We start from the raw sequence: 20472 nt of genomic DNA, 5'->3' as shown, positions 1-20472 counted from the left end.
TTCGGGTCAGGAGGCGGCAAGCGCTTCCCGGAAATGGCGACGACATAGCGCGATGTACAGGTCGTTCCCGCCGATCTCGGTCTGCGCGCCCTCGGCGATCGCGCGACCGCTCGCGTCCATCCGCAGGTTCATCGTCGCCTTGCGTCCGCAGGCGCAGACCGATTTGATCTCGATCAGCGAATCCGCAATTGCGAGCAGCCGCGCCGATCCCTCGAACAACGCGCCGAGAAAATCGGTGCGCAGGCCGTAGGCGAGCACCGGAATGCCGTGGTCATCAGCGAGCGCGGCGAGCTGATCGACTTGCGCGGCGGTCAGGAACTGCGCCTCGTCGACGAGCACGCAGGCGGGGGGTGCCTCGCCGTCGCGCACCACCGTGGCGACCAGATCGGTGTCGCGTTCGAACGCGATCGCGTCGGCGGCGAGCCCGATCCGCGAGGTGATCGTGCCCGGTGCAAAGCGGTCGTCGATCGCCGCGGTGAGGAGGACGGTGCGCATGCCCCGCTCGCGATAGTTGAAATCGGCCTGCAGCAGGTTGGTCGATTTGCCCGCGTTCATCGAGGCGTAGTAGAAATAGAGCTTGGCCATCAGGAAAGCGTCTCGATTTTGATCGGCGCGTCGAGGCCGGCCTGCGCGACGATGCCGCGATCGAACGTCGCGAAGGTTTCCGCCACCCCGCGCGCGGTGATCAGATGGATCATGTCTGCCCAATCGGCCCCGGCACGGTAGCGTTCGATTGCCCAGCGGACCCCGTCGCGGTCGGCGGTGTGAACGGTCTCGATCATCAGGATCGTAGAAAGCGCGTCGCTGACGACCGTGCGATCCAGTCGCAACCGCTTGCTCAAGACCCAACCCAGTTCGACCCACACCGTAGTAGGGACCCAAACGGGTTCGCCGATCAACGCGACCGCCGATGCATATTGCGTGTCGTCATCAGCGAGAATCAGCCGTGCGAGAACATTGGTGTCCAGCGCTTTCACGGATCGGCATCGTCGACAGCCGCTGACCAGTTCAGTCGTTCCAGAGGGACAGGCGCACCTTCGTGCCGATAGAGCGTCCGTAAGCGCGCCACACCAGCATTTACCGTCAGGGTGTTGGCCATGACACGGCGGCGCAGCATGACGCCATCGCCAGTCTCGATCACGTCAAGATCGGTTCCGGGTTGCCAGCCCAGCCGATCGCGGGTCGCCTTGGGGACGACGACCTGGCCCTTTTCGGAGATGCGAGTCTGTGCCGTCATGCCAGTAAGATACGTCTTACCGGTGTGAGGGTCAATCTTCGGCGGTTTCGCCCAAGTCGCGCGCCACTTCGGGCTTGCGCAGCAACTTGTCGATGTGGCTGCCCTCGTCGAAGCTGTCGTCGGCCAGGAACTTGAGCTTGGCGGCATATTTCATCCGCACCTGCGATGCGACCTCGCGCTGGAGGTAAGCGGTGTTGGTGCGCAGCGCTTTCAGCACCGCTTCCTCGTCCTTGCCGAGCAGCGACTTCATGAACACTGTCGCGTGGCGCAGGTCGGGGGACATGCGGACTTCGGTGATCGTGACGGTGTGTTTGGCCAGCGTCTCGTCATGCACGTCGCCGCGCGCGAGGATCTCGCTCAGCGTGTGGCGCATCTGCTCGCCGACGCGGAGAAGGCGGACGTTGCGGGATTCGGGTGTATCGGTGGGGCGCATTTTCTTCTCACTCCCTCTCCCCCCTGGGGAGAGGGCAGGGGAGAGGGGCAGTTCAGCAGACCAACGTCCGCGTGACTGCCCCTCTCCCGACTTCGCTTCGCTCGTCTGCCCTCTCCCCGCAAGCGGGGAGAGGGAGACGTACTTACAGCGTGCGTTCGCGCAATTCGACTTCGAACGTTTCGAGGAAGTCGCCCGGCTTGATGTCGACGAAGTTCGACGTGAAGGTCACGCCGCACTCCAGACCCGCGCGGACTTCGGCAACGTCGTCCTTGAAGCGGCGCAGCGAGGCGATCTCGCCCTGGTAGATGATGACATCCGCCCGCGTGATACGCGCCTTGAGCGCCTTGCGGATATTGCCTTCGGTAACGAGCAGACCAGCCGCCTTGCCGTGCTTGCCAGCCGAGAAGACGTCGCGGATTTCGGCGCGGCCGACGACCGTTTCGAATGCCTCGGGTCCAAGCTCGCCCGCCATGCCGGCGCGGATCTCGTCGGTCAGGTCGTAGATCACGTCATAATATTTGAACGCGACCTTCTGCCGTTCCGCGATCTCGCGTGCCTTGGCGTTCGGACGGACGTTGAAGCCGATGATCGGTGCGCCCGATGCACCCGCCAGCGTCACGTCGCTCTCGGTGATGCCACCGACGCCCGAATGCAGGACGCGCGCCTTGATGAGATCGGTCGATATCTTGTTGATCGCACCCACGATCGCCTCGACCGACCCTTGCGTGTCGGCCTTGACCACCAGCGGATACTCGATCGCCTGCTTTTCCTTGAGCGCCGAGAACATCGATTCGAGGCTGGCCGGGCCACCCCCGGTGCGCTTGTCCGTAATGACGCCCTTGCGATATTCGGCGACTTCGCGCGCACGCGCTTCGCTCTCGACCACCGACAACGGATCACCCGCACGCGGAACACCCGACAGGCCAAGCACCTCGACCGGCATCGACGGCCCTGCGACCTTGATCTGCTGACCCTTGTCGTTGGTCATCGCGCGGACCTTGCCGCTCTCGGCGCCGACGACGAAGATGTCGCCGACCTTGAGCGTGCCGCGGTTGACGAGGATCGTCGCGACCGGGCCGCGGCCCTTGTCGAGCTTCGCCTCGATCACGGTGCCCTCGGCCGAACGGTCCGGGTTGGCCTTGAGCTCGAGCAGTTCGGCCTGGAGCTGGATCTTCTCGATCAGCTCGTCGAGACCGGTCTTCTTGAGCGCCGAGACCTCGACGTCCTGGACGTCACCCGACAGTTCCTCGACCACGACCTCATATTGCAGCAGCTGCTCGCGCACCTTCTGCGGATTGGCGTCGTGCTTGTCGACCTTGTTGATCGCGACGATCATCGGCACGCCAGCGGCGCGCGTATGGTTGATCGCCTCGACGGTCTGCGGCTTGATGCTGTCGTCCGCTGCGACAACGAGCACGACGATGTCGGTCACGTTGGCACCGCGCTGGCGCATTTCGGTGAACGCTTCGTGGCCCGGCGTGTCGAGGAAGGTGATCTTCGACTTGTCCTTCAGCGTGACCTGATAGGCACCGATATGCTGGGTGATGCCACCGGCCTCACCGCGCACGACATCGGTCCCGCGCAGCGCATCGAGCAGCGAGGTCTTGCCGTGATCGACATGGCCCATGATCGTCACGACCGGCGGACGCTCGACTGCGTTCTCGTCGTGATCCTCATGCGTGTCGTTGGTCAGATCGATGTCCGAATCGCTGACACGCGTCAGGTTGTGGCCGAATTCGGTCACCAGCAGCTCGGCGGTATCCTGGTCGATCGTTGCGTTGATCGTGACGGGCATACCCATCTTGAACAAGGCCTTGACCAGGTCCGCGCCCTTTTCCGCCATGCGGTTGGCGAGTTCCTGCACGGTGATCGCTTCCGGCACCACGACGTCGCGGATCTGCTTGGCCTGCGCTTCGCGCGGGCCGCCCATCCGGCGGTTTTCCTTTTCGCGGGCACGCTTTAGCGCGGCGAGCGAGCGAGCACGCGCGCCGTCGCCATCGTTGAGCGCGCGGTTGACGGTCAGCTTGCCGCCGCGACGCTCGTCACCCTTGCGGTCACGCGGACCGGCGCCGGGACGCGACGGTGCTTCGCTGGTCGGAGCCGCCGAAGGCGAACCCGGGCGCTTGACCGTTCCCGCGGGGGTCGGCGTCGCGCTGGTTGCTGCGGGCGTCGGCTCGGGGGCTGGTGCCGGTGCGGGCGGCTTGGGCCGCTCCGGACGCGGAACCGGGGTGAACAGACGCGGCGCGGGCATCGACGGATCGCGCTCGAGCGACAGTGGGCGCAGCGCCGGGGCGGGCGCAGGCGCTGGCTTTGCGGCTACCGGCGGCTTTGCAACCGGAGCAGGCGCGGCGGCTGCCGGGGCTGGCGCCGCCGCCGCTGGAGCAGCGGGTGCCGCCGGTGCGGGAGCCTGGGCTGCCGGAGCGGGGGTTGCCGCGACGGGCGTTGCGGGTGCTGCCGGAGCAGCGGGTGCCGCTACGGGAGCGGGCGCTTCAGGCGCAGCGGCTTCGACCGGCGCCGGGGTCGGCGCGGGCGGGGCCTGCTCTGCGACGGGCTCGGGAGCGGGCGTCGGTGCCGGGGCAGGCGCCTTGGCGCGTTCCTCGGCGCGGCGACGCTCTTCCTCGAGCGCTTCGGCGCGGAGACGCTCGTCGCGACGACGATTCTCTTCCTGCGCCTGCATGCGCGCCTCATCGGCCTCGCGCAGCAGCTTGGTCTGGAGTTCCTGACGCGACAGCAGCGAGTTGGCCGGGTTTACCGGCGTAGGCGGGGGCGCGCGGCGCGGTTCGGGCGCACGTGCGGCAGGCGCCGGCGCAGGCGCGGGGGCCGCAGCAGGTGCTTCCTCGACGACGGGTGCGTCGACCGGGGTGCCGCCCGGGGCCGAGCACGCGGCGGCGCTTCACCTCGACCACGACGGTGTTCGACCGTCCATGGCTGAAGCTCTGCTTGACCTGGCCGGTCTCGACCGTACGCTTCAAGCCCAAAGGCGCGCGCATGCCCAGCTTCGGCTTTTCGTTCTCGGTATCGCTCACTCAAATTCCTCGTGTACGTCGTCTGTCGGCACTGGGGCCAGATCGGCCAGCGGACCGGCGTCGTGGTGGGACGCCGATGCGCCCTGCGAGGCCGTTTCGCAAGGCGCGGGAGTTGGGTCAGGGCCGATAAAATGCAGCCAGCGGTGTAGCGAATCGCGTACGCGTCCGGCGGCATCGGGATCAGTCAGGCCTATATGTACCACATTCTGGCGGCCTAGTGCCACGGCCAATATGGTGCGGGGGACCGGCAGAACCAACCCCCTCAAATCACTTCCTTCTTCATCGTTGCCGATGCGCCAGGCCTGATCGAGCTTGCGGTTGCCGTCCGCGCCCGCATCGCAGGCGTGGAGCAGCAAGTGAAGCTTGCCGCTGCGCGCCGCGGTCTCGATCTTTTCTGCGCCGGTCAACAGGTTGCCAGTGCGCGCCTCGAGTCCGAGGCGGTCGAGCACGGCGCGTTCGAGCGCGGTGGCGATCTTGCCGGACAGGTCGTCCGGGATCGCGATCGGGCCGGTCTTGAACGCGCGGGCGAGGGCTGCCTTGAGCTTGCCCTTGGTAATCGCGGTGTCGAGCTCGGCGCGGGCGACGCCGATCCACGCGCCACGGCCGGGGGCCTTGGCGCGCACGTCGGGGTGGACCGCGCCGTCGGGGGACAGCGCGAGGCGGACGAGCGTTTCGCGCGGGGCGCGCTCGCCGAGGAGGATGCAGCGGCGGATTGCGCCGGTTTCGTCGGTCATATCTTAAGCCCCTCCCCTTCAGGGGAGGGGTTGGGGGTGGGGCGGGCCTCGCAGAGACCAGCACATGGTACAGCCCCACCCCAACCCCTCCCCTGAAGGGGAGGGGCTAAGGTTGCGCCCGGTGCTGCTTGGATCGCTAGCGCGTCATTGCGAGGATTCCGCATGTGCGTCCTCCTGCAACTTGGGCTTGTCCCGGTCGGCGATCAGAATCCCGCCTGCGCCGTAATTTTCGGTCGACACTTCCTCGATCACGATCTGCACCGCAGCCGGGTTCTTGCCCAGCCGCTCGACCAGCGACTGGGTGACATCCGCGACGATCCCGGACTTCTGGTCCTTGGTCGCGGTGCCCGAGATGCGGATGCTGACAAACGGCATCAGGCGTCCTTTTCCTCCGAAGCGTCGGCAGCAGGCGCTTCCTCGGCGTCGGCTTCCGCGGTCGGCTCATCCTCGAACCAGTGCGCGCGCGCGGCCATGATGATCTCATTGCCCTGCGCTTCGCTCAGGCCGTACTCACCAAGCACGCCACCCTTGTCCTCGACGCGCTTGGGCGCATCCTCGGCGCGGCGGCGCGGTTCCTGGCGCTTCTTCTGGATCAGCTCGTCGGTCGCCAGATCGGCGAGGTCGTCGAGCGTCTTGATCCCGGCCTTGCCGAGCGTGACCAGCATCGCCTCGTTGAGGTGCGGCAGTGCGGCGAGCGCATCGTCGACACCCAGCCCACGCCGCTCGTCGCGGTTGGTCTGCTCGCGGCGATCGAGCGCCTCGGTCGCGCGGCTCTGCAGCTCGGCCGCGAGATCGTCGTCAAAGCCTTCGATCGACGCGATTTCGTCGACGCCGACATACGCGACTTCCTCGAGGCTGCCGAAGCCTTCGGCGACCAGCAACTGCGCGAGCGTCTCGTCGACGTCGAGTTCCTTCTCGAACAATGCCGAGCGCTCGACAAATTCCTTCTGACGCTTCTCGGAGGCGTCGGCCTCGGTGAGGATGTCGATCGCCTTGGCGGTCAGCTGCGACGCAAGCCGCACGTTCTGGCCACGACGACCGATCGCGAGGCTGAGCTGATCGTCGGGGACGACCACCTCGATGCGATCCTCTTCCTCGTCGATCACAACGCGGCTGACCGAAGCCGGCTGGAGCGCGTTGACGACGAAGGTCGCGGTGTCGGGCGACCAGGGGATGATGTCGATCTTCTCGCCCTGCATTTCCTGGACGACCGCCTGGACGCGGCTGCCCTTCATGCCGACGCACGCACCGACCGGATCGATCGACGAATCATGCGAGATGACGCCGATCTTGGCGCGCGAACCCGGGTCGCGCGCGGCGGCCTTGATCTCGATGATGCCGTCGTAAATCTCGGGCACTTCCTGCGCGAACAGCTTCTTCATGAAGTCGGGGTGCGCACGGCTGAGGAAAATCTGCGGCCCGCGGTTCTCGCGGCGGACGTTGAGGATCAGCGAGCGGATGCGATCGTTGACGCGGACGACTTCGCGCGGGATCTGCTGGTCGCGACGGATCACGCCCTCGGCGCGGCCGAGGTCGACGACGACATGGCCGAACTCGACGCGCTTGACGACGCCGGTGATGATCTCGCCCATGCGGTCCTTGAATTCTTCATACTGGCGCTCGCGCTCGGCGTCGCGGACCTTCTGGAAGATGACCTGCTTGGCGGCCTGCGCAGCGATGCGGCCGAACTCGATCGGGGGCAGCGGATCGACGATATAGTCGCCGACGACCGCGCCCTTCTGGAGCTTCTCGGCTTCCTTCAGATTGACCTGCTTGAAATAGTCATCGACCGCCTCGACCACTTCGACGACGCGCCACAAGCGGAGATCGCCGGTGTTGGGGTCGAGCTTCGCGCGGATGTCATTCTCGGCGCCGTAGCGCGCGCGGGCGGCGCGCTGGATCGCGTCTTCCATCGCCTCGATGACGATGCCCTTGTCGATCATCTTCTCGGTGGCGACCGCGTTCGCAATCGCGATCAGCTCGGCGCGGTTGGCGGTAACGCCGGATGTTCCTGCGGTGGCCATTCAGTTCAGTCCTTCTTCGCGTTCGGCACCCTCGGGCGCGGCATCGTCGTCGTCGTGTTCGATTTCTTCTTCGTCGGCACCGTCCATCGACAGCGGCCGAGTCGCCGCGATCAGCGCGTCGGTGAGTTGCAGCTTGGCGGTGTTGACCTGCGCGAACGGCACGTCGAGCTCGCCGTGCTTGGGCAGGTAGATCGCGATGCGGTCGTCGGTCACGCCCTTGAGCGTGCCGGTCAGCACCTTGCGGCCCTCGAGCGGGGCGAGCAGCACGATTCGCGCCTCATGCCCCGCCCAGTCGGCGAAATCCTTGAGTCGCGTCAGCGGGCGGTCGATCCCTGGCGACGAGACTTCGAGGCGGTATTCCTCGTTGATCGGGTCCTTGCCTGCTTCCTCGAGCGCGTCGAGCTTGTCCGAGATGCGGCGCGACAATTCGGCGCAATCGTCGATCGTCAGCTGCCGCGTGTCGGGGCGTTCCGCCATCACCTGCAGCGTCAGGTCGCCCTTGCCGCCGAACAGCTTGACGCGCACCAGATCGAACCCGAGCGCTTCGGCTTCGGGCGCAACCAGTGCGTTCAGGGTTGCAGCGGTGGGGTCTGGCGTTTCGGTCAAGCTCGGTCGGTCCTCAGGATCAGGCAAAGGTCTTCGGCGCCGGAACCGGGGGGCTCCAGCCTCTTCATCCGACGATGTAGAGAGTGAGGGCGATATAGTCGGTCTGCGGCGGGCTGGCAAGCGGCTGTAGCGGACCGGTTTGTACAGCCGGATGGCGTTGGCGTTTGCGGTCCGGATCGGTATGCCGGTCGCCAAACACGGCCGCGTTCGGGAACATCCCCGGGAAATGACGGTATGTGTCGTATAGTCTGGGAGAAAGCTGATGTCCTTGTCTCGTGCGCCGCTCGCGCTGCTGCTCGCCGCCACCGCCTGTTCGGGGCAGGCGCAAGAGTCGAATGCCGCCGCTCCGGTCGCGGGGGCGACGACCGACACACCGGTTACCGCTACCGCGCCCGACAACGCCGCGCCCCCCGTCACCAGCCTGCCCGACGACGCGCCAGACGCCACCGTCAAGAACGTGCCTGCGACGACCGGGCGCGCAAACACGACCGAAACCGCGCCGCCGTTCGCGATGCAGACGCTCGGGCAGTTCGAGGACCCGTTCGCGATTGCCGTACTGCCGGACGGCGCGGCGCTGATCACCGAGAAGGCGGGCAAGATCAAGCTGCGCAAGGCCGATGGATCGATCAGCGAGATCACCGGGGCGCCCAAGGTGGTGTTCGATAATCAGGGCGGGCTGCTCGACATCGCGCTCGCCCCCGACTTCGCCAAGAGCCGACTGGTCTACATCAGCTATTCGGAGCCACGTCCGGGTGGCAGCAGCCTCGCGCTCGCACGCGGCCTGTACACCGGGACTGCGTTGACCAATCTGCAGGTGCTGTGGCGCGCCGGATCGGACGGGGTTGGCGGGCAGTTCGGCGCCAACATCCTGTTCGCACCCGACGGCCAGTCGCTGTATCTCTCGTCGGGCGAGCGCCAGCGGTTTACTCCAGCACAGGATCCCGATCAGGCGATCGGCAAGATCCTTCACCTCACGCTGGATGGCAAGGCGGCCCCCGGCAATCCGATGGCGGCCGCGGGCGGGGTCCGCGCGCAGATCTGGAGCAGCGGGCATCGTAATCCCTACGGCCTCGTCTTCGACGATGCGGCGCGGATGTGGGAAGTCGAAATGGGGCCTAAGGGCGGCGATGAGCTCAACCTGATCCTGCCGGGCAAGAATTACGGCTGGCCGATCGTCTCCAACGGCGATAATTATTCGGGCAAGCCGATCCCGGATCACCCCAGCCGCCCGGACCTGGAAGCCCCCAAATTGTGGTGGAACCCATCGATCTCGCCGGGCGGGATGATCCGCTACAGCGGGGCTATGTTCCCCGAGTTCCGCGGCAACCTGTTGATCGGCGCGCTCGGCGGCGAGTCGCTGATCCGTGTTTCGATCGCCGGGGACAGCGCCAAGGTCGAGAACCAGTATAAGATCGGCGAACGCGTGCGCGATGTCGCGCAGGGACCGGACGGCGCGATCTGGCTACTTGAGGACAGCGGCAAGCTGGTACGGCTTGCGAAGAAGTAAGATCAGCCGCGCGCGATGAGATAGTTCATCCGCGCGGCGGCGATCGGCCTGGCGGGATCGTCCTGCCAGGCGGTGGCCTCGACGTTCGCGACTCGCCCGCCGAGCCGCGTTACCACGCCGCGCGCAAACGTCGGCTTGTCGCGCCCGCCGCGCATGTAATCGACCGTGACGTTGATCGGCTTGATCTGTCCGCCGCCGTCTTCCGCGAGCGCCTGCCGCACGGCGACGATCGCCGCCATCTCGAGCAACCCGCCGATCGCGCCGCCGTGGAGCCAGCCGGGTCGCCCGGTCAGCGCCTGACCGAACGGCATGGTGAGGAGGATCGGGTCGTCGCCCGCGGCGACTTCGATCCCGAGCGTCTGGGCATAAGGCGGGAGCATCAGGCGGCGTCCGTGAACATGAAGGTGCCCGCGACGTGCGCGAGGGGATCGTCCGGGTCGCCGTCGTGCGCCTGGCCGCGCACGAACGAGATCGAGCGCGTGATGCGATAGCATTCGCCGTGGCCGATCACCGTCTTCCCAGGCGTTGCCGGACGGAGATAATCGATTCGCAGGTCGAGCGTGGCGTGCGGGCGGAAGCTGCCGAGCCGAGTCCACACCGCGAGGCTGGTCGCCATGTCCATCATCGTCAGGATCGGACCCGAGGCGAGCACACCGCTGTCGGGATCGCCGATCAAATCCGCGCGATACGGGAGCTGAAGCTCGCACCAGTCCGGACCGTGCGCAAGATAGCTGAGGCCCAGCAATCCACCATGCCCGCCAACGCCGAGACGGCTGAAACGAGCAGGATCGAAGGCGGGCAGGGGATCGGGCGACATGGCGCTGCGCTGTATCGAAACGGGGGCGGGGTGCAACCCAGCATCCGCCATTCCCGTCCGGGCGGCGATGTCGGCGTGTGGCAAGCCGCGCGCTCCCTCAAAACCTTCCCAAACTCCCCCGTTGCCGCGCGATCGACCCCGCGCTAGCATCGGGTTGCAAAAGAAAACGAATCTACAGGGGAGAGGCTGGCGAATGTCGCACCCATGCGTCCATGCGCGGAGCGATCCGGGCAGACCTGCGCTGATCGTCGCCGAAACCGGCGAGACGATCAGCTTCGCCGCGCTCGATTACCGCTCCAACCGCGCCGCGCACCTGTTCCGTGCGCATGGCCTCCACCCCGGCGACACGATCGCTTTACTGTGTGAGAACAGCCCGCAATTCTACGATCTTGCCTGGGGCGCCCAGCGTAGCGGACTGTTTTTCGTGTGCATCTCGACCAAGCTGACCGCACCCGAAGTCCGCTACATCGTCGCGGATTCCGGGGCCAAGCTCGTCGTCGCCTCGGCTGCGCTGGCGGGGGCGGTCGCGGACGTTCCGATCGACGTGCTGCGCTTCGCGGTCGGCGGTGCGATTCCGGGGTGGGCGGACTGGGACGCCGCCGTCGCGGAGCAGCCGGCTGACCCGATCCCGGACGAGCGGGCAGGGATCGATATGCTTTATTCGTCGGGAACGACCGGTCGCCCCAAGGGCGTCCGTGTCGCGCTGCCCGAAGATCCCGACATAGCAGCGACCACCGTTCTCGAAATGCTCGCGCGCGGGCTCTACGGGCTTGGCCCCGACAGCATCTACCTCAGCCCCGCGCCGCTCTATCACGCCGCGCCGCTGCGCTGGTCGATGACGGTCCAGCGCCTCGGCGGTACCGTCGTCATGATGGAGCATTTCGAACCCGAGGCCGCACTCGCCGCGATCGAGCGCTACCATGTTACCGCAAGCCAATGGGTGCCGACCCATTTTGTGCGGTTGCTCAAGCTGGATGCACAAACCCGTGCACGATATGACGTGTCGAGCCTGACCGTCGCGATCCATGCGGCGGCGCCGTGCCCGGTGCCCGTGAAGGAAGCGATGATCGACTGGTGGGGGCCGGTGCTGTTCGAATATTATGCCGGGTCCGAGGGGAATGGGCTGACCACGATCGCGTCGAGCGAATGGCTTGCGCATCGCGGGTCGGTCGGCAAGGCGGCGTATGGCGTGCTCCATGTCTGCGGCGAGGATGGCGCGGAGGTGCCGCCGGGGACCGAGGGGCTGATCTATTTCGAGGGCGGCGGTGCGTTTGAATATCACAACGACCCCGAGAAGACCGCCGAGGCGCGCAACGCATTCGGCTGGTCGACGCTCGGCGATATCGGGCGGGTCGACGATGACGGCTATCTCTACCTGACCGACCGCAAGAGCTTCATGATCATCTCGGGCGGGGTCAACATCTACCCGCAGGAGATCGAGAACCGGCTGATCACGCATCCGCGCGTCGCCGATGTCGCGGTGATCGGCGCGCCCGATGCGGAAATGGGCGAGCGTGTCGTTGCGGTGGTGCAGCCGGTCGACATGGCCGAGGCGGGGCCAGACTTTGCCGCCGCGCTGATCGCCTGGTGTCGCGCCGAACTGTCGGGGGTGAAGACCCCGCGGCAGATCGATTTCACTGCGGAGCTGCCGCGGCATGCGACCGGCAAATTGTACAAACGGCTGCTGCGCGACCACTATTGGGGCGAGACGGGCAGCCGGATCGTCTGATGGAGAAGAGCATGAACGACCGGGTTTCGATCACCGTCACCGATCACGTCGCCGACGTGCGGTTGACGCGCGCCGACAAGATGAATGCGATCGACCCCGCAATGTTCGAAGGGATCGGCGAAGCGATCGATTCGCTCCACACCCGCAAGGACGTGCGCTGCGTCGTGCTGTCGGGCGAGGGCAAGGCGTTTTGCGCTGGGCTCGACATGACGAGCATGGCGGGGGGCGGATCGGGGCTGAGCACGGTCGATCGCAACGCGCAGGGGAGCATCCTGCCGCAGCACGTTACGTGGGGCTGGCGCAATCTGCCGATGCCGGTGATCGCCGCGGTCCACGGGGTAGCGTTCGGCGGCGGGTTCCAGATCATGTCCGGGGCGGACATCAGGATCGCCGCGCCGGGGACGCGTTTCGCGATCCGCGAAAGCTATTGGGGGCTGGTCCCCGACATGGCGGGCTTCCCGATCTGGCGCGGGCTGGTGCGCGACGATGTGCTGCGCGAACTGGTCTATACGTCGCGCGAGTTCGATGCCGACGAGGCGCTGCATCATGGCTTCGTCACCCGCGTCGCGCATGCCCCGCATGCAGCGGCGCTGGAGTTGGCGCATCTGATCGCGGCGAAGAGCCCCAATGCGATCCGCGGCGCGAAGCGGTTGTGCAACTTGGCGTTCGATGCGGATGCGCGGTCACTGCTGGAGGCGGAGACGACCGAGCAGATGGCGGTGATCGGCAAGCCCGCGATGATGGAGCAGGTCGCGGCGAATATCCAGAAACGACCCGCGGTGTTTCACGACGCGGATTGAGGGGGGCTCGATCCGGAGAGCGACCCACCCCCCGGCCCCTCCCTTCCAGGGAGGGGCCGGGGGGTGGTCGTTTCTCCTCCCCTCCCTGGAAGGGAGGGGTTGGGGGTGGGTCGGCCAGTTGCGGGGCCGGTCCTCACCACAATCCCCTACCGCTCGTACGCCTTGGGCAAAGCGCCCTCCTGCGGCACCATATACCGATCGCGCAACGCATCCTGCCGCGTCCGCAGCGGCTGTTTGACGCCGTCGATATAGACCGCGGCAACGCCGGTCCCCAGTTCCAGCGGATCACCGTCCCACACCACGACGTCACCGCGCCGCCCCGCCTTGAGCGAGCCGATCTCGTCGCCCATCCCGATCGCCTCGGCCGGCACCGAGGTGATCGCCGCGAACGCCGCGTTCCAGTCGAGCCCGGTCGCGCCCGGCAGCTTGGTCAGCGCGACCAGATTGCCCGCATATTGTTTTTCGAGCCGCGCCTGCCGCGCCTCATTGTCGTTGATCATCCCGAGCCCGACCAGCACGCCCGCCGCCTTCATCCGCCCGACGTTCGACTGGGTCGAACCAAGCTGGTCGAAAGAATTGGGCAAATCGGTCAGCGCCGAGGCGATTACCGGAATCCGTGCCGCTACGAGTTGTGGGGCCACGAGCCAGCCCTCCGCCGCGCCGACGAAGACCATCTTCACCGCGGGGAAATCGCGCTTCAGATCGATCAGCGCGAGCATGTCCGACGCGCGCTCGACATGGACGAGCAACGGCATCTTGCCGTTCGCGACCGGCACTAAAGCCTCGGCATCTGCGCGTGTCAGCAGCGCTTCCTTGCCCTGATCGGCGTAGTGATTGGGGTCACGCGCAAAATCCTTCGCCTGCGCGAGCGCGTTGCGGAACATCGCAATCGCCGCCGGGCGGCTGCCCCCCGCCGCGCGCCCGCCGTCCACGCCATATTCCATGAACTGGAACGCGCGGGGCCGAGTCACTGGCGAACGGTCTGCGCCAAGATCGATCACTGCGCCCATTCCCGCGAAGATCGATCCGGCGGTGTCGGGCGCGACGATCGCGCGCGTGACGCCTTCGGCGCGGTTGAGCGGGATCGAACTGGTGCTCGAATTGACCGCGGATGCGATGTCGATCGCGGCGTGGAACGGGCTGGTCTTCGCGCCCGCATCGGCGGTCTCGTCGACGCCGTCGACTTCCACGATCCCCATGCGCGTAAAGCCTGCGACGATTCCGGGCGTGACCCAGCGGCCGCCCACATCGACCGTCTCGACCCCGCCGGGAACCGCGACGCCTCGCCCTGCCGCGACAATACGCCCGTCGCGCACGACCACGGTCCCGCCCTCGATCGGCGCTGAGCCGTCGCCGATGACGAGCTTCGCATTGGTGATCGCGACGGTCTGCGCGGCGACCGGGGTTGCCAGCAGGGCGGCGGAGAGGAGGAGCAGGCGCTTCACTTCACGTCTCCCGAGCCGGGCTGGCCAAGTTCGAAATCGGAGACCGGTCGGCGTTTGGGGTCGTTGGCATCGTAAAGGAGCGCGCCGTCGATCCACACCTTCTCGGGCCGCGTATAGACGCTGAACGGATTGCCGTTCCACAGCACGACGTCGGCCATCTTGCCGGGCTTGAGGCTGCCGGTCTTGTCATCGATGTGGAGCGCCTTGGCCGGGTTGATCGTCAGCCATTGCCACGCGACCGCGTCCGAAATCTGGATCCCCGCGCGCCGCCCGGAGGCGAGCGCCTTGGCGACTTCCTGGTTGAGCCGCTGGATCCCGTTCTCGTCATCGGAATGGATCATCGCGCACGCGCCGTTCTTCTGGAGCAGCGCGAGGTTCTCGCCGATCGCGTCATAGGATTCCATCTTGAAGCCCCACCAGTCGGCCCAGACTGCGGCGCAGGTGTTGTCGTTCTGCTTCAACAGGTCGGCGATCTTATACGCCTCGACCGCGTGGTGGAACGCGCTGACGTGGTAGCCGAACTCCTTCGCCATATCCATGACGATGGCCATCTCGTCCGCGCGGTAGCAATGGTTCTGGACGAGGATCTCGCCCGACAGCACGCCCGCGAGCGTGTCCATCCCGATGTCGCGCGCCGGGGCCTCCCCGCCGTCCTTCTCGTATTTGTCCCACTTGCGCTTGTATTCGACCGCCTTCGCCCAGGTCTGGCGATCGACCGCGACATTGCCCATCCGGGTCGAGGGCTCGCGGCCCTTGCTGCCATAGACACGCTTGGGGTTCTCGCCGCACGCCATCTTGAGGCCATAGGGCGCGCCGGGGAATTTCATCCCCTGTTCGGTGCGCGCATAGACGTTCTTGAGGACGACCGAGCGGCCACCCATCAGGTTCGCCGAGCCGGGGAGGATCTGCAGCGTGGTCACCCCGCCGTTGGTCAGCGCGCGGCTGAAGCCGGGGTCCTGCGGCCAGACGCTGTGTTCGGCCCAGACATCCGCGGTGACCGGCCCGGTTGCTTCGTTGCCGTCGGACAATGCGGGCACCGACGGGGTCGGGTAATCACCGAGATGGCTGTGGATGTCGATGATGCCGGGGGTCAGCGTCTTGCCGGTCCCGTCGATCACGGTCGCGCCCGCAGGCGCGGCGACGGTCTGGCCGAGCGCGACGATCTTGCCGTCCGCGAACAGCACCGAACCGTCGTCGATCTTGCCGCCTTCGCCGTCGAAGATCGTGACATGCGTCACCAGCGTGGGGGTGCCGGGATAGCGCTTGTAGGTCGAGGGGAACGGATCGTGGCTGAACGCCTTGCCCGCACCGGGGCCCTTGCCGGTGTCGGCCTTGGTGGACGCGGTCGCGGGACGTCCGCCGCCATCGCTCGCGCAGCCTGCTACCAGGGCGGCGAGCGCCACCGTGGCCAATCCGATATGCTTCATTGCCCAACCCCCTTTGCGCGTTTTGCGCTGTGTTGGTGAAGTAATCCGGCAGGATCCGCAGGGTGTCAACCGCCTTGCCCGACGCGCAGACGCTCCCTGCTGCACTGCGGCGTCCGGCAGCAAACCGGTTTGTAGCGCCGCGCGAGACCCTGTACGGGGTCGTCATGAGATCGAGATCGATCATTCTGGCGATCGCGTCTGCGCTGACGCTGACCGCCTGTTCGCCGGACGACAAGGAGGCGCGTCGCCGTGCCGCGGGGCCGAACCCGTCGCCGGCGGCGCTTTCCCGGGTCGCCAGTGCGGCTGCGGGCGCACGGCTCTTTACCCGCTGTTCGGCCTGCCATTCGATCGGCCGCGGGGCGCCCGATTTCGGCGGCCCCAACCTGTTCGGCGTGATGGGGTCGGAGATCGCGCAGAACAGCCAGCGCTTCGCCTACACCGCCGCGTTGCAGAAGGTGGGCGGTCGCTGGACGCCGGAGCGAATGGATGCGTGGCTCGCCAATCCGCAGCGCTTTGCGCCAGGGACGGCGATGGGGTTCGCGGGGCTCGCCGATCCGCTCGATCGGGCCGATGTGATCGCGTATCTGCAGACGAAGCGGTAGAGGCGGGGGGCGCCCTCCGCCCCCCCCGCCCCCCGCCTCCCGATCCGTCCCGCGCCGATCCTCAGTTCGCGAAGAGCAGGACCGGCGTTTCCAGATACTTGCGCAGCGCCTGGACGAAGCTCGCGGCGTCCCAGCCGTCGACGACGCGGTGATCGCAGCTTATCGACAGGTTCATCAGCTTGGCGCGGACGATCTCGTCGCCGACAAAGATCGGCCGTTCGACGATCTTGTTCGGGCCGATGATCGCGACCTCGGGCCGGTTGATGACGGGCGTCGTCGCGATCCCGCCGAGCGGGCCGAGCGACGTGACGGTGAGCGTGCCACCGCCCATTTCGCTGGGGGCGAGTTTGTTCGCACGCGCTGCCTCGGCGAGGCGGACGATCTCGGTTGCGAGCTGCCACACGTTGCGGTCCTGCGCGTCGCGGATGACAGGCACGGTGAGGCCCGCGTCGGTCTGCGTCGCCATCCCCAGATGCACGCTGCCGTGCCGTGTCACCACGCCCGCTTCGTCGTCATAACGCGCGTTGAGCATCGGGAACGCCGGGATCGTCTTGCAGATCGCGACGATCAGCAGCGGGAGCAGCGTCAGCTTGGGCCGCCCGCCGCGGTTGGCGTTGAGGTCCGCGCGCATCGCTTCCAATGCGGTGACGTCGATCTCGTCGACATAGGTGAAGTGCGGGATCGCGCGCTTCGACGCGGCCATGTTCTCGGCGATGCGGCGGCGCATGCCGATGACCTTGATCGCCTCGTCCGCGCGGGCGTTGGAAGCGTGCGGGGCCTGGTAGCCCTGTGCGCCGCCGTAGCGGAGGAACGCGTCGAGATCGCTGTGGCGGATGCGGTCGCCCTCGGCCTTGATCTGGGAGAGGTCGACGCCGAGATCCGCCGCACGCGCGCGGACGGCGGGGGAGGCGAGGACGCTCTTCTTCTCCCTCTCCCCTTCAGGTGAGAGGGGCTGTACTGGGTTTGCGAGCGGGACGCTCGTTGATGCGCCCCCCTCTCCCCGGCCAGCATCAGGTGAACCGTGCCCCGCACGGTTCAGGTCATCCCGGGGGGATGACCGACCTGATGCTCCCCGGGGGGGAGAGGGAGAAGAAGCCGCGACATCCACGCCCGGATTCTCCGCCTCATATTGCTGCGCGACCTCGACCTGCTCCGCGCTCGCCGGGGCGACCTTCAGCTCCGCAGGCTCGTCCGAGCGCAATGCAGGCGCTTCCTCCGCCGACACGTCGCCATCCATCTCGATAACCACCAGTGCCGCGCCGATCGAAACCTGGTCGCCGACTTCGCCCGCGAGTTCGACCACCACGCCAGAAACCGGCGATTCCATCTCGACCGTCGCCTTGTCGGTCATCATGTCGGCGACCTGCTGGTCCTCCTCGACGCGCTCGCCGACCTTTACGTGCCAGGCGACGATCTCCGCCTCCGAAATGCCTTCGCCGATGTCGGGGAGCTTGAAGGTAAAGCGTGCCATTATGCGTCCTTCATAATCTTCTTGAGCGCCTCGCCGATCCGGACCGGACCCGGGAAATACGCCCATTCAAGGCTGTGGGGGTATGGCGTGTCGAACCCGGTGACGCGCTCGATCGGTGCTTCCAGATGATAGAAGCACCGCTCCTGCACCTGCGCCGACAGTTCCGCGCCGAACCCGCTGGTCCGTGTCGCCTCGTGGATGATCATGCAGCGGCCGGTTTTCTGGACCGACACCTCAATCGTCGCGATGTCGAGCGGCACCAGCGTGCGCAGGTCGATCACCTCTGCGTCGACGCCCGCTTCGGCGATCACCGCGAGCGCGACGTGGACCATCGTGCCGTAGGCGAGGATCGTCAGCGCTTCCCCGGGCCGCACGACCTTCGCCTTGCCGAGTTCGATCTTGTAATAGCCGGTCGGCACCTCGCCCGCGGGATGCTGCGACCAGTTTTGCGTCGGGCGGTCCCAATGGCCATCGAACGGGCCATTGTAGATCCGCTTGGGTTCGAAGAAGATCGTCGGATCATTGTCCTCGATCGCCGCGATCAGCAGGCCCTTGGCGTCATAGGGGGTCGAGGGGATCACCGTCTTCACGCCCGAGATGTGGGTGAAGATTCCCTCGGGGCTCTGGCTGTGCGTCTGCCCGCCGAAGATGCCGCCGCCGAACGGCGAGCGCACCGTGATCGGCGCGGTGAATTCCCCCGCCGACCGATAGCGCAACCGTGCTGCCTCGCTGACCAATTGGTCGAGCGCGGGGTAGATATAGTCGGCGAACTGGATCTCGGGGACCGGGCGCAATCCGTAGGCGCCCATGCCGACCGCGACGCCGATGATGCCGCATTCGGTGATCGGCGTATCGAACACGCGGGTCTTGCCGTATTTGCTCTGGAGCCCGGCGGTCGCGCGGAACACGCCGCCGAAATAGCCGACGTCCTCGCCCATCACGACGATGTCGGGGTCGCGGTCCATCATCACGTCCATGGCGGAATTGATCGCCTGGATCATGTTCATGCGGGTCGAATCGGTCATGCTGCTGCACCCGCCGCGACTGCGGCTTTAAAAACCTTCTTTGCGGCTTTGCGGCTTTGCGTGAGAAAATCTTGATCACGCAAAGGCGCTAAGACGCGAAGGAAGAAGAAGGACGTGTTGGCTGCGCCGTTTGGCCGGGCACCCATCACTTGCGCGCCCATGGGCGGCCGCTGGCGGTTTCCTCGGCGATCATTTGCGCCTGCTGTTCCTGCAAATGCCACGGCATTTCCTCGAACACGCCGTCGAACAGCGTATCGAGCGGCTGGTGGAGGCCGTGGCCGAGGACGCCGTTCGCTTCGGCCTGCTTCTGCGCGGCCTTGACCATCTCGGCCAACTCCTTGTCCTGCGCGGCGTGACGCTCCTCGTCCCATTCGCCGAGCGCAATCAGATGCGCCTTCAGACGCGCGATCGGGTCTCCGAGCGGCCATGCGGTCGGCTCGCCCGCCGAGCGGTACTGGCCCGGATCGTCCGAGGTCGAATGGCCTTCGGCGCGGTAAGTGAAATGCTCGATCAGCGTTGGCCCCTGGTTGGTCCGCGCGCGCTCCGCCGCCCAGGCAGTCGCAGCATAGACTGCGAGCGCATCATTGCCGTCGACGCGCAGTCCGGCGATGCCGTAGCCGACCGCACGCGCCGCGAAGGTCGTCGATTCCGCACCCGCGAAGCCCGAGAAGGACGAGATTGCCCACTGGTTGTTGACGACGTTGAAGATCACCGGCGCGCGGTAGACGCTCGCGAACGTGCAGGCCGAGTGGAAGTCGCCCTCGGCGGTCGAGCCCTCGCCGCACCACGTCGCCGCGATCCGCGTGTCGCCCTTGGCGGCGCTCGCCATCGCCCAGCCGACCGCTTGGGGGTATTGCGTTGTGAGGTTGCCCGAGATCGAGAAGAACCCGGCTTCTTTGACCGAATACATGATCGGCAACTGCTTGCCCTGCAACCGATCCGCGCTGTTCGAATAGATCTGGTTCATCATGTCGACCATCGACCAGTTGCGCGCGATGAGCAGGCCCTGCTGACGATAGGACGGGAAGCACATGTCCTCATAATCCAGCGCATAGGCCGCCGCGACTGCGACCGCTTCCTCGCCGGTGCACTTCATGTAGAAGCTCGTCTTGCCCTGCCGCTGCGCGCGGAACATACGCTCGTCGAACGCGCGGACCTGCGCCATGCTGCGCAGCATCGCGCGCAACATATCGGGCGTGAGGCGGGGGTTCCACGGGCCGACCGCCTGATTTTCCTCGTCGAGCACGCGGACGAGCTGATACGCCAGATCGGTGAAGCTCTGCGCATCGTCGGTGATCTCGGGGCGGCGGGTTTCGCCGGCGGCGGGGATCGGGACCTGCGTGAAATCGACCGTGTCGCCGGGCCGGAACTTGGGTTCGGGCACGTAGAGCGATAACGGCGGCAGGTTCTTCTTCAGATGGGCCGGGACCGGGTCGCGCGCCATATTCTCTCCAAGCGAAGCCTTCCCGACCAACGGCTGGTGGGCAGATTCGTTCTATGCGCGGCGTTGTTATAAAATTTCGCGGCGCTTGGCGAGGGGGTGTGCGAGTCCTGGTGTAAATTCCACGGTGGTTTGAGCGGTTGACGAT

At 66.5% G+C, this 20472-nt stretch carries 22 protein-coding genes; 4 read left to right on the top strand and 18 right to left on the bottom strand.

Annotation, left to right across the window (positions count from 1 at the left end):
- Positions 1-6 precede the first annotated feature (6 nt).
- The 10 genes from ABIC16_RS18390 to rimP all read right to left on the bottom strand — a co-directional run bounded on the left by ABIC16_RS18390 (position 7) and on the right by rimP (position 8060).
- Positions 7-585 (bottom strand): thymidine kinase, encoded by a 579-nt coding sequence (locus ABIC16_RS18390; protein WP_354292168.1) that lies wholly within the window; start codon positions 583-585, stop codon positions 7-9.
- Positions 585-977 (bottom strand): type II toxin-antitoxin system VapC family toxin, encoded by a 393-nt coding sequence (locus ABIC16_RS18385; protein ID WP_354292167.1) that lies wholly within the window; start codon positions 975-977, stop codon positions 585-587. The genes ABIC16_RS18390 and ABIC16_RS18385 overlap by 1 nt, the downstream gene beginning before the upstream one ends.
- Positions 974-1237: an AbrB/MazE/SpoVT family DNA-binding domain-containing protein gene (locus tag ABIC16_RS18380; protein ID WP_354292166.1), complete on the bottom strand. Its 264-nt coding sequence runs from the start codon at positions 1235-1237 to the stop codon at positions 974-976. The genes ABIC16_RS18385 and ABIC16_RS18380 overlap by 4 nt, the downstream gene beginning before the upstream one ends.
- 31 nt (positions 1238-1268) lie before the next feature.
- On the bottom strand, positions 1269-1670 hold the full coding sequence (gene rbfA / locus ABIC16_RS18375) for a 30S ribosome-binding factor RbfA (protein WP_354292165.1): 402 nt from the start codon (positions 1668-1670) through the stop codon (positions 1269-1271).
- A 142-nt stretch (positions 1671-1812) separates the two neighbouring features.
- The gene (gene infB, locus ABIC16_RS18370) at positions 1813-4347 is read right to left on the bottom strand and encodes a translation initiation factor IF-2 (RefSeq protein ID WP_502958331.1); all 2535 of its coding nucleotides are present in this window, start codon (positions 4345-4347) and stop codon (positions 1813-1815) included.
- Between the two features lie 7 nt (positions 4348-4354).
- Entirely contained in the window at positions 4355-4660 is a 306-nt protein-coding gene (locus ABIC16_RS21195) for a translation initiation factor IF-2 associated domain-containing protein (protein WP_502958362.1), read from the bottom strand.
- Between the two features lie 32 nt (positions 4661-4692).
- Positions 4693-5430, bottom strand: coding sequence for a DUF448 domain-containing protein (locus ABIC16_RS18365; RefSeq protein ID WP_354292164.1), 738 nt, complete (start codon positions 5428-5430; stop codon positions 4693-4695).
- 144 nt (positions 5431-5574) lie between these two features.
- A complete protein-coding gene (locus ABIC16_RS18360; RefSeq protein WP_277971389.1) occupies positions 5575-5805 on the bottom strand; it encodes a tautomerase family protein in 231 nt (76 codons plus the stop codon).
- Positions 5805-7454, bottom strand: a complete 1650-nt coding sequence (gene nusA, locus ABIC16_RS18355; protein ID WP_354292163.1) for a transcription termination factor NusA — start codon at positions 7452-7454, stop codon at positions 5805-5807. The genes ABIC16_RS18360 and nusA overlap by 1 nt, the downstream gene beginning before the upstream one ends.
- Complete coding sequence (rimP, locus tag ABIC16_RS18350; RefSeq protein WP_354292162.1) at positions 7455-8060, bottom strand: ribosome maturation protein RimP; 606 nt, start codon at positions 8058-8060, stop codon at positions 7455-7457.
- Between the two features lie 262 nt (positions 8061-8322).
- Between rimP and ABIC16_RS18345 the strand changes: the two genes are divergently transcribed.
- Positions 8323-9567 (top strand): PQQ-dependent sugar dehydrogenase, encoded by a 1245-nt coding sequence (locus tag ABIC16_RS18345; protein ID WP_354292161.1) that lies wholly within the window; start codon positions 8323-8325, stop codon positions 9565-9567.
- A 2-nt stretch (positions 9568-9569) separates the two neighbouring features.
- Here ABIC16_RS18345 and ABIC16_RS18340 read toward each other — a convergent pair whose 3' ends face one another.
- Complete coding sequence (locus ABIC16_RS18340) at positions 9570-9947, bottom strand: PaaI family thioesterase (protein WP_277971385.1); 378 nt, start codon at positions 9945-9947, stop codon at positions 9570-9572.
- Complete coding sequence (locus ABIC16_RS18335; RefSeq protein ID WP_277971391.1) at positions 9947-10384, bottom strand: PaaI family thioesterase; 438 nt, start codon at positions 10382-10384, stop codon at positions 9947-9949. The genes ABIC16_RS18340 and ABIC16_RS18335 overlap by 1 nt, the downstream gene beginning before the upstream one ends.
- A gap of 193 nt (positions 10385-10577) precedes the next feature.
- Here ABIC16_RS18335 and ABIC16_RS18330 point away from each other — a divergent pair, with 193 nt between their 5' ends.
- Both ABIC16_RS18330 and ABIC16_RS18325 read left to right on the top strand, forming a co-directional pair.
- Positions 10578-12113, top strand: coding sequence for an acyl-CoA synthetase (locus tag ABIC16_RS18330; protein WP_354292160.1), 1536 nt, complete (start codon positions 10578-10580; stop codon positions 12111-12113).
- Between the two features lie 11 nt (positions 12114-12124).
- On the top strand, positions 12125-12913 hold the full coding sequence (locus ABIC16_RS18325) for a crotonase/enoyl-CoA hydratase family protein (protein WP_354292159.1): 789 nt from the start codon (positions 12125-12127) through the stop codon (positions 12911-12913).
- A 146-nt stretch (positions 12914-13059) separates the two neighbouring features.
- On the opposite strand, the gene ABIC16_RS18320 is transcribed toward ABIC16_RS18325, so the two are convergent.
- Positions 13060-14358, bottom strand: coding sequence for an amidohydrolase family protein (locus ABIC16_RS18320; protein ID WP_354292158.1), 1299 nt, complete (start codon positions 14356-14358; stop codon positions 13060-13062).
- A complete protein-coding gene (locus ABIC16_RS18315; protein WP_354292157.1) occupies positions 14355-15785 on the bottom strand; it encodes an amidohydrolase in 1431 nt (476 codons plus the stop codon). Before ABIC16_RS18315 ends, ABIC16_RS18320 begins: the two co-directional genes overlap by 4 nt.
- Positions 15786-15847: 62 nt before the next feature.
- Here ABIC16_RS18315 and ABIC16_RS18310 point away from each other — a divergent pair, with 62 nt between their 5' ends.
- Positions 15848-16387, top strand: a complete 540-nt coding sequence (locus ABIC16_RS18310; protein WP_502958330.1) for a c-type cytochrome — start codon at positions 15848-15850, stop codon at positions 16385-16387.
- 61 nt (positions 16388-16448) lie between these two features.
- Here ABIC16_RS18310 and ABIC16_RS18305 read toward each other — a convergent pair whose 3' ends face one another.
- From ABIC16_RS18305 to ABIC16_RS18290, 4 genes are read right to left on the bottom strand one after another with little or no spacing between them, the layout of a single operon-like run.
- Positions 16449-17858, bottom strand: coding sequence for a dihydrolipoamide acetyltransferase family protein (locus ABIC16_RS18305; RefSeq protein ID WP_354292156.1), 1410 nt, complete (start codon positions 17856-17858; stop codon positions 16449-16451).
- Positions 17858-18865 (bottom strand): alpha-ketoacid dehydrogenase subunit beta, encoded by a 1008-nt coding sequence (locus ABIC16_RS18300; protein WP_354292382.1) that lies wholly within the window; start codon positions 18863-18865, stop codon positions 17858-17860. Before ABIC16_RS18300 ends, ABIC16_RS18305 begins: the two co-directional genes overlap by 1 nt.
- A 14-nt stretch (positions 18866-18879) precedes the next feature.
- Positions 18880-19044 carry a hypothetical protein gene (locus ABIC16_RS18295; protein ID WP_354292155.1) on the bottom strand — a complete coding sequence of 55 codons (165 nt, stop codon included), beginning with the start codon at positions 19042-19044 and terminating at the stop codon, positions 18880-18882.
- Positions 19029-20327: a 3-methyl-2-oxobutanoate dehydrogenase (2-methylpropanoyl-transferring) subunit alpha gene (locus tag ABIC16_RS18290; protein WP_354292154.1), complete on the bottom strand. Its 1299-nt coding sequence runs from the start codon at positions 20325-20327 to the stop codon at positions 19029-19031. Before ABIC16_RS18290 ends, ABIC16_RS18295 begins: the two co-directional genes overlap by 16 nt.
- Positions 20328-20472 lie beyond the last annotated feature (145 nt).

It is taken from the genome of Sphingomonas sp. PvP055 (genome assembly GCF_040546365.1).
GTDB lineage: Bacteria > Pseudomonadota > Alphaproteobacteria > Sphingomonadales > Sphingomonadaceae > Sphingomonas > Sphingomonas echinoides_A.
The sequence above is the reverse complement of the archived record's forward strand: the minus strand, read 5'-3'. Positions and strand labels throughout refer to the sequence as shown.

Coding starts and splice junctions, on each gene's coding strand:
- ABIC16_RS18330 (WP_354292160.1), top strand. CDS start 10,578: ATGTCGCACCCATGCGTCCATGCGCGGAGCGATCCGGGCAGACCTGCG.
- infB (WP_502958331.1), bottom strand. CDS start 4,347: ATGCAGGCGCAGGAAGAGAATCGTCGTCGCGACGAGCGTCTCCGCGCC.
- rbfA (WP_354292165.1), bottom strand. CDS start 1,670: ATGCGCCCCACCGATACACCCGAATCCCGCAACGTCCGCCTTCTCCGC.
- ABIC16_RS18360 (WP_277971389.1), bottom strand. CDS start 5,805: ATGCCGTTTGTCAGCATCCGCATCTCGGGCACCGCGACCAAGGACCAG.
- ABIC16_RS18335 (WP_277971391.1), bottom strand. CDS start 10,384: ATGTCGCCCGATCCCCTGCCCGCCTTCGATCCTGCTCGTTTCAGCCGT.
- ABIC16_RS18325 (WP_354292159.1), top strand. CDS start 12,125: ATGAACGACCGGGTTTCGATCACCGTCACCGATCACGTCGCCGACGTG.
- ABIC16_RS18305 (WP_354292156.1), bottom strand. CDS start 17,858: ATGGCACGCTTTACCTTCAAGCTCCCCGACATCGGCGAAGGCATTTCG.
- ABIC16_RS18300 (WP_354292382.1), bottom strand. CDS start 18,865: ATGAACATGATCCAGGCGATCAATTCCGCCATGGACGTGATGATGGAC.
- ABIC16_RS18315 (WP_354292157.1), bottom strand. CDS start 15,785: ATGAAGCATATCGGATTGGCCACGGTGGCGCTCGCCGCCCTGGTAGCA.
- ABIC16_RS18345 (WP_354292161.1), top strand. CDS start 8,323: ATGTCCTTGTCTCGTGCGCCGCTCGCGCTGCTGCTCGCCGCCACCGCC.
- ABIC16_RS18290 (WP_354292154.1), bottom strand. CDS start 20,327: ATGGCGCGCGACCCGGTCCCGGCCCATCTGAAGAAGAACCTGCCGCCG.
- nusA (WP_354292163.1), bottom strand. CDS start 7,454: ATGGCCACCGCAGGAACATCCGGCGTTACCGCCAACCGCGCCGAGCTG.
- ABIC16_RS18380 (WP_354292166.1), bottom strand. CDS start 1,237: ATGACGGCACAGACTCGCATCTCCGAAAAGGGCCAGGTCGTCGTCCCC.
- ABIC16_RS18365 (WP_354292164.1), bottom strand. CDS start 5,430: ATGACCGACGAAACCGGCGCAATCCGCCGCTGCATCCTCCTCGGCGAG.
- ABIC16_RS21195 (WP_502958362.1), bottom strand. CDS start 4,660: ATGCGCGCGCCTTTGGGCTTGAAGCGTACGGTCGAGACCGGCCAGGTC.
- ABIC16_RS18390 (WP_354292168.1), bottom strand. CDS start 585: ATGGCCAAGCTCTATTTCTACTACGCCTCGATGAACGCGGGCAAATCG.
- ABIC16_RS18295 (WP_354292155.1), bottom strand. CDS start 19,044: ATGGGCGCGCAAGTGATGGGTGCCCGGCCAAACGGCGCAGCCAACACG.
- ABIC16_RS18340 (WP_277971385.1), bottom strand. CDS start 9,947: ATGCTCCCGCCTTATGCCCAGACGCTCGGGATCGAAGTCGCCGCGGGC.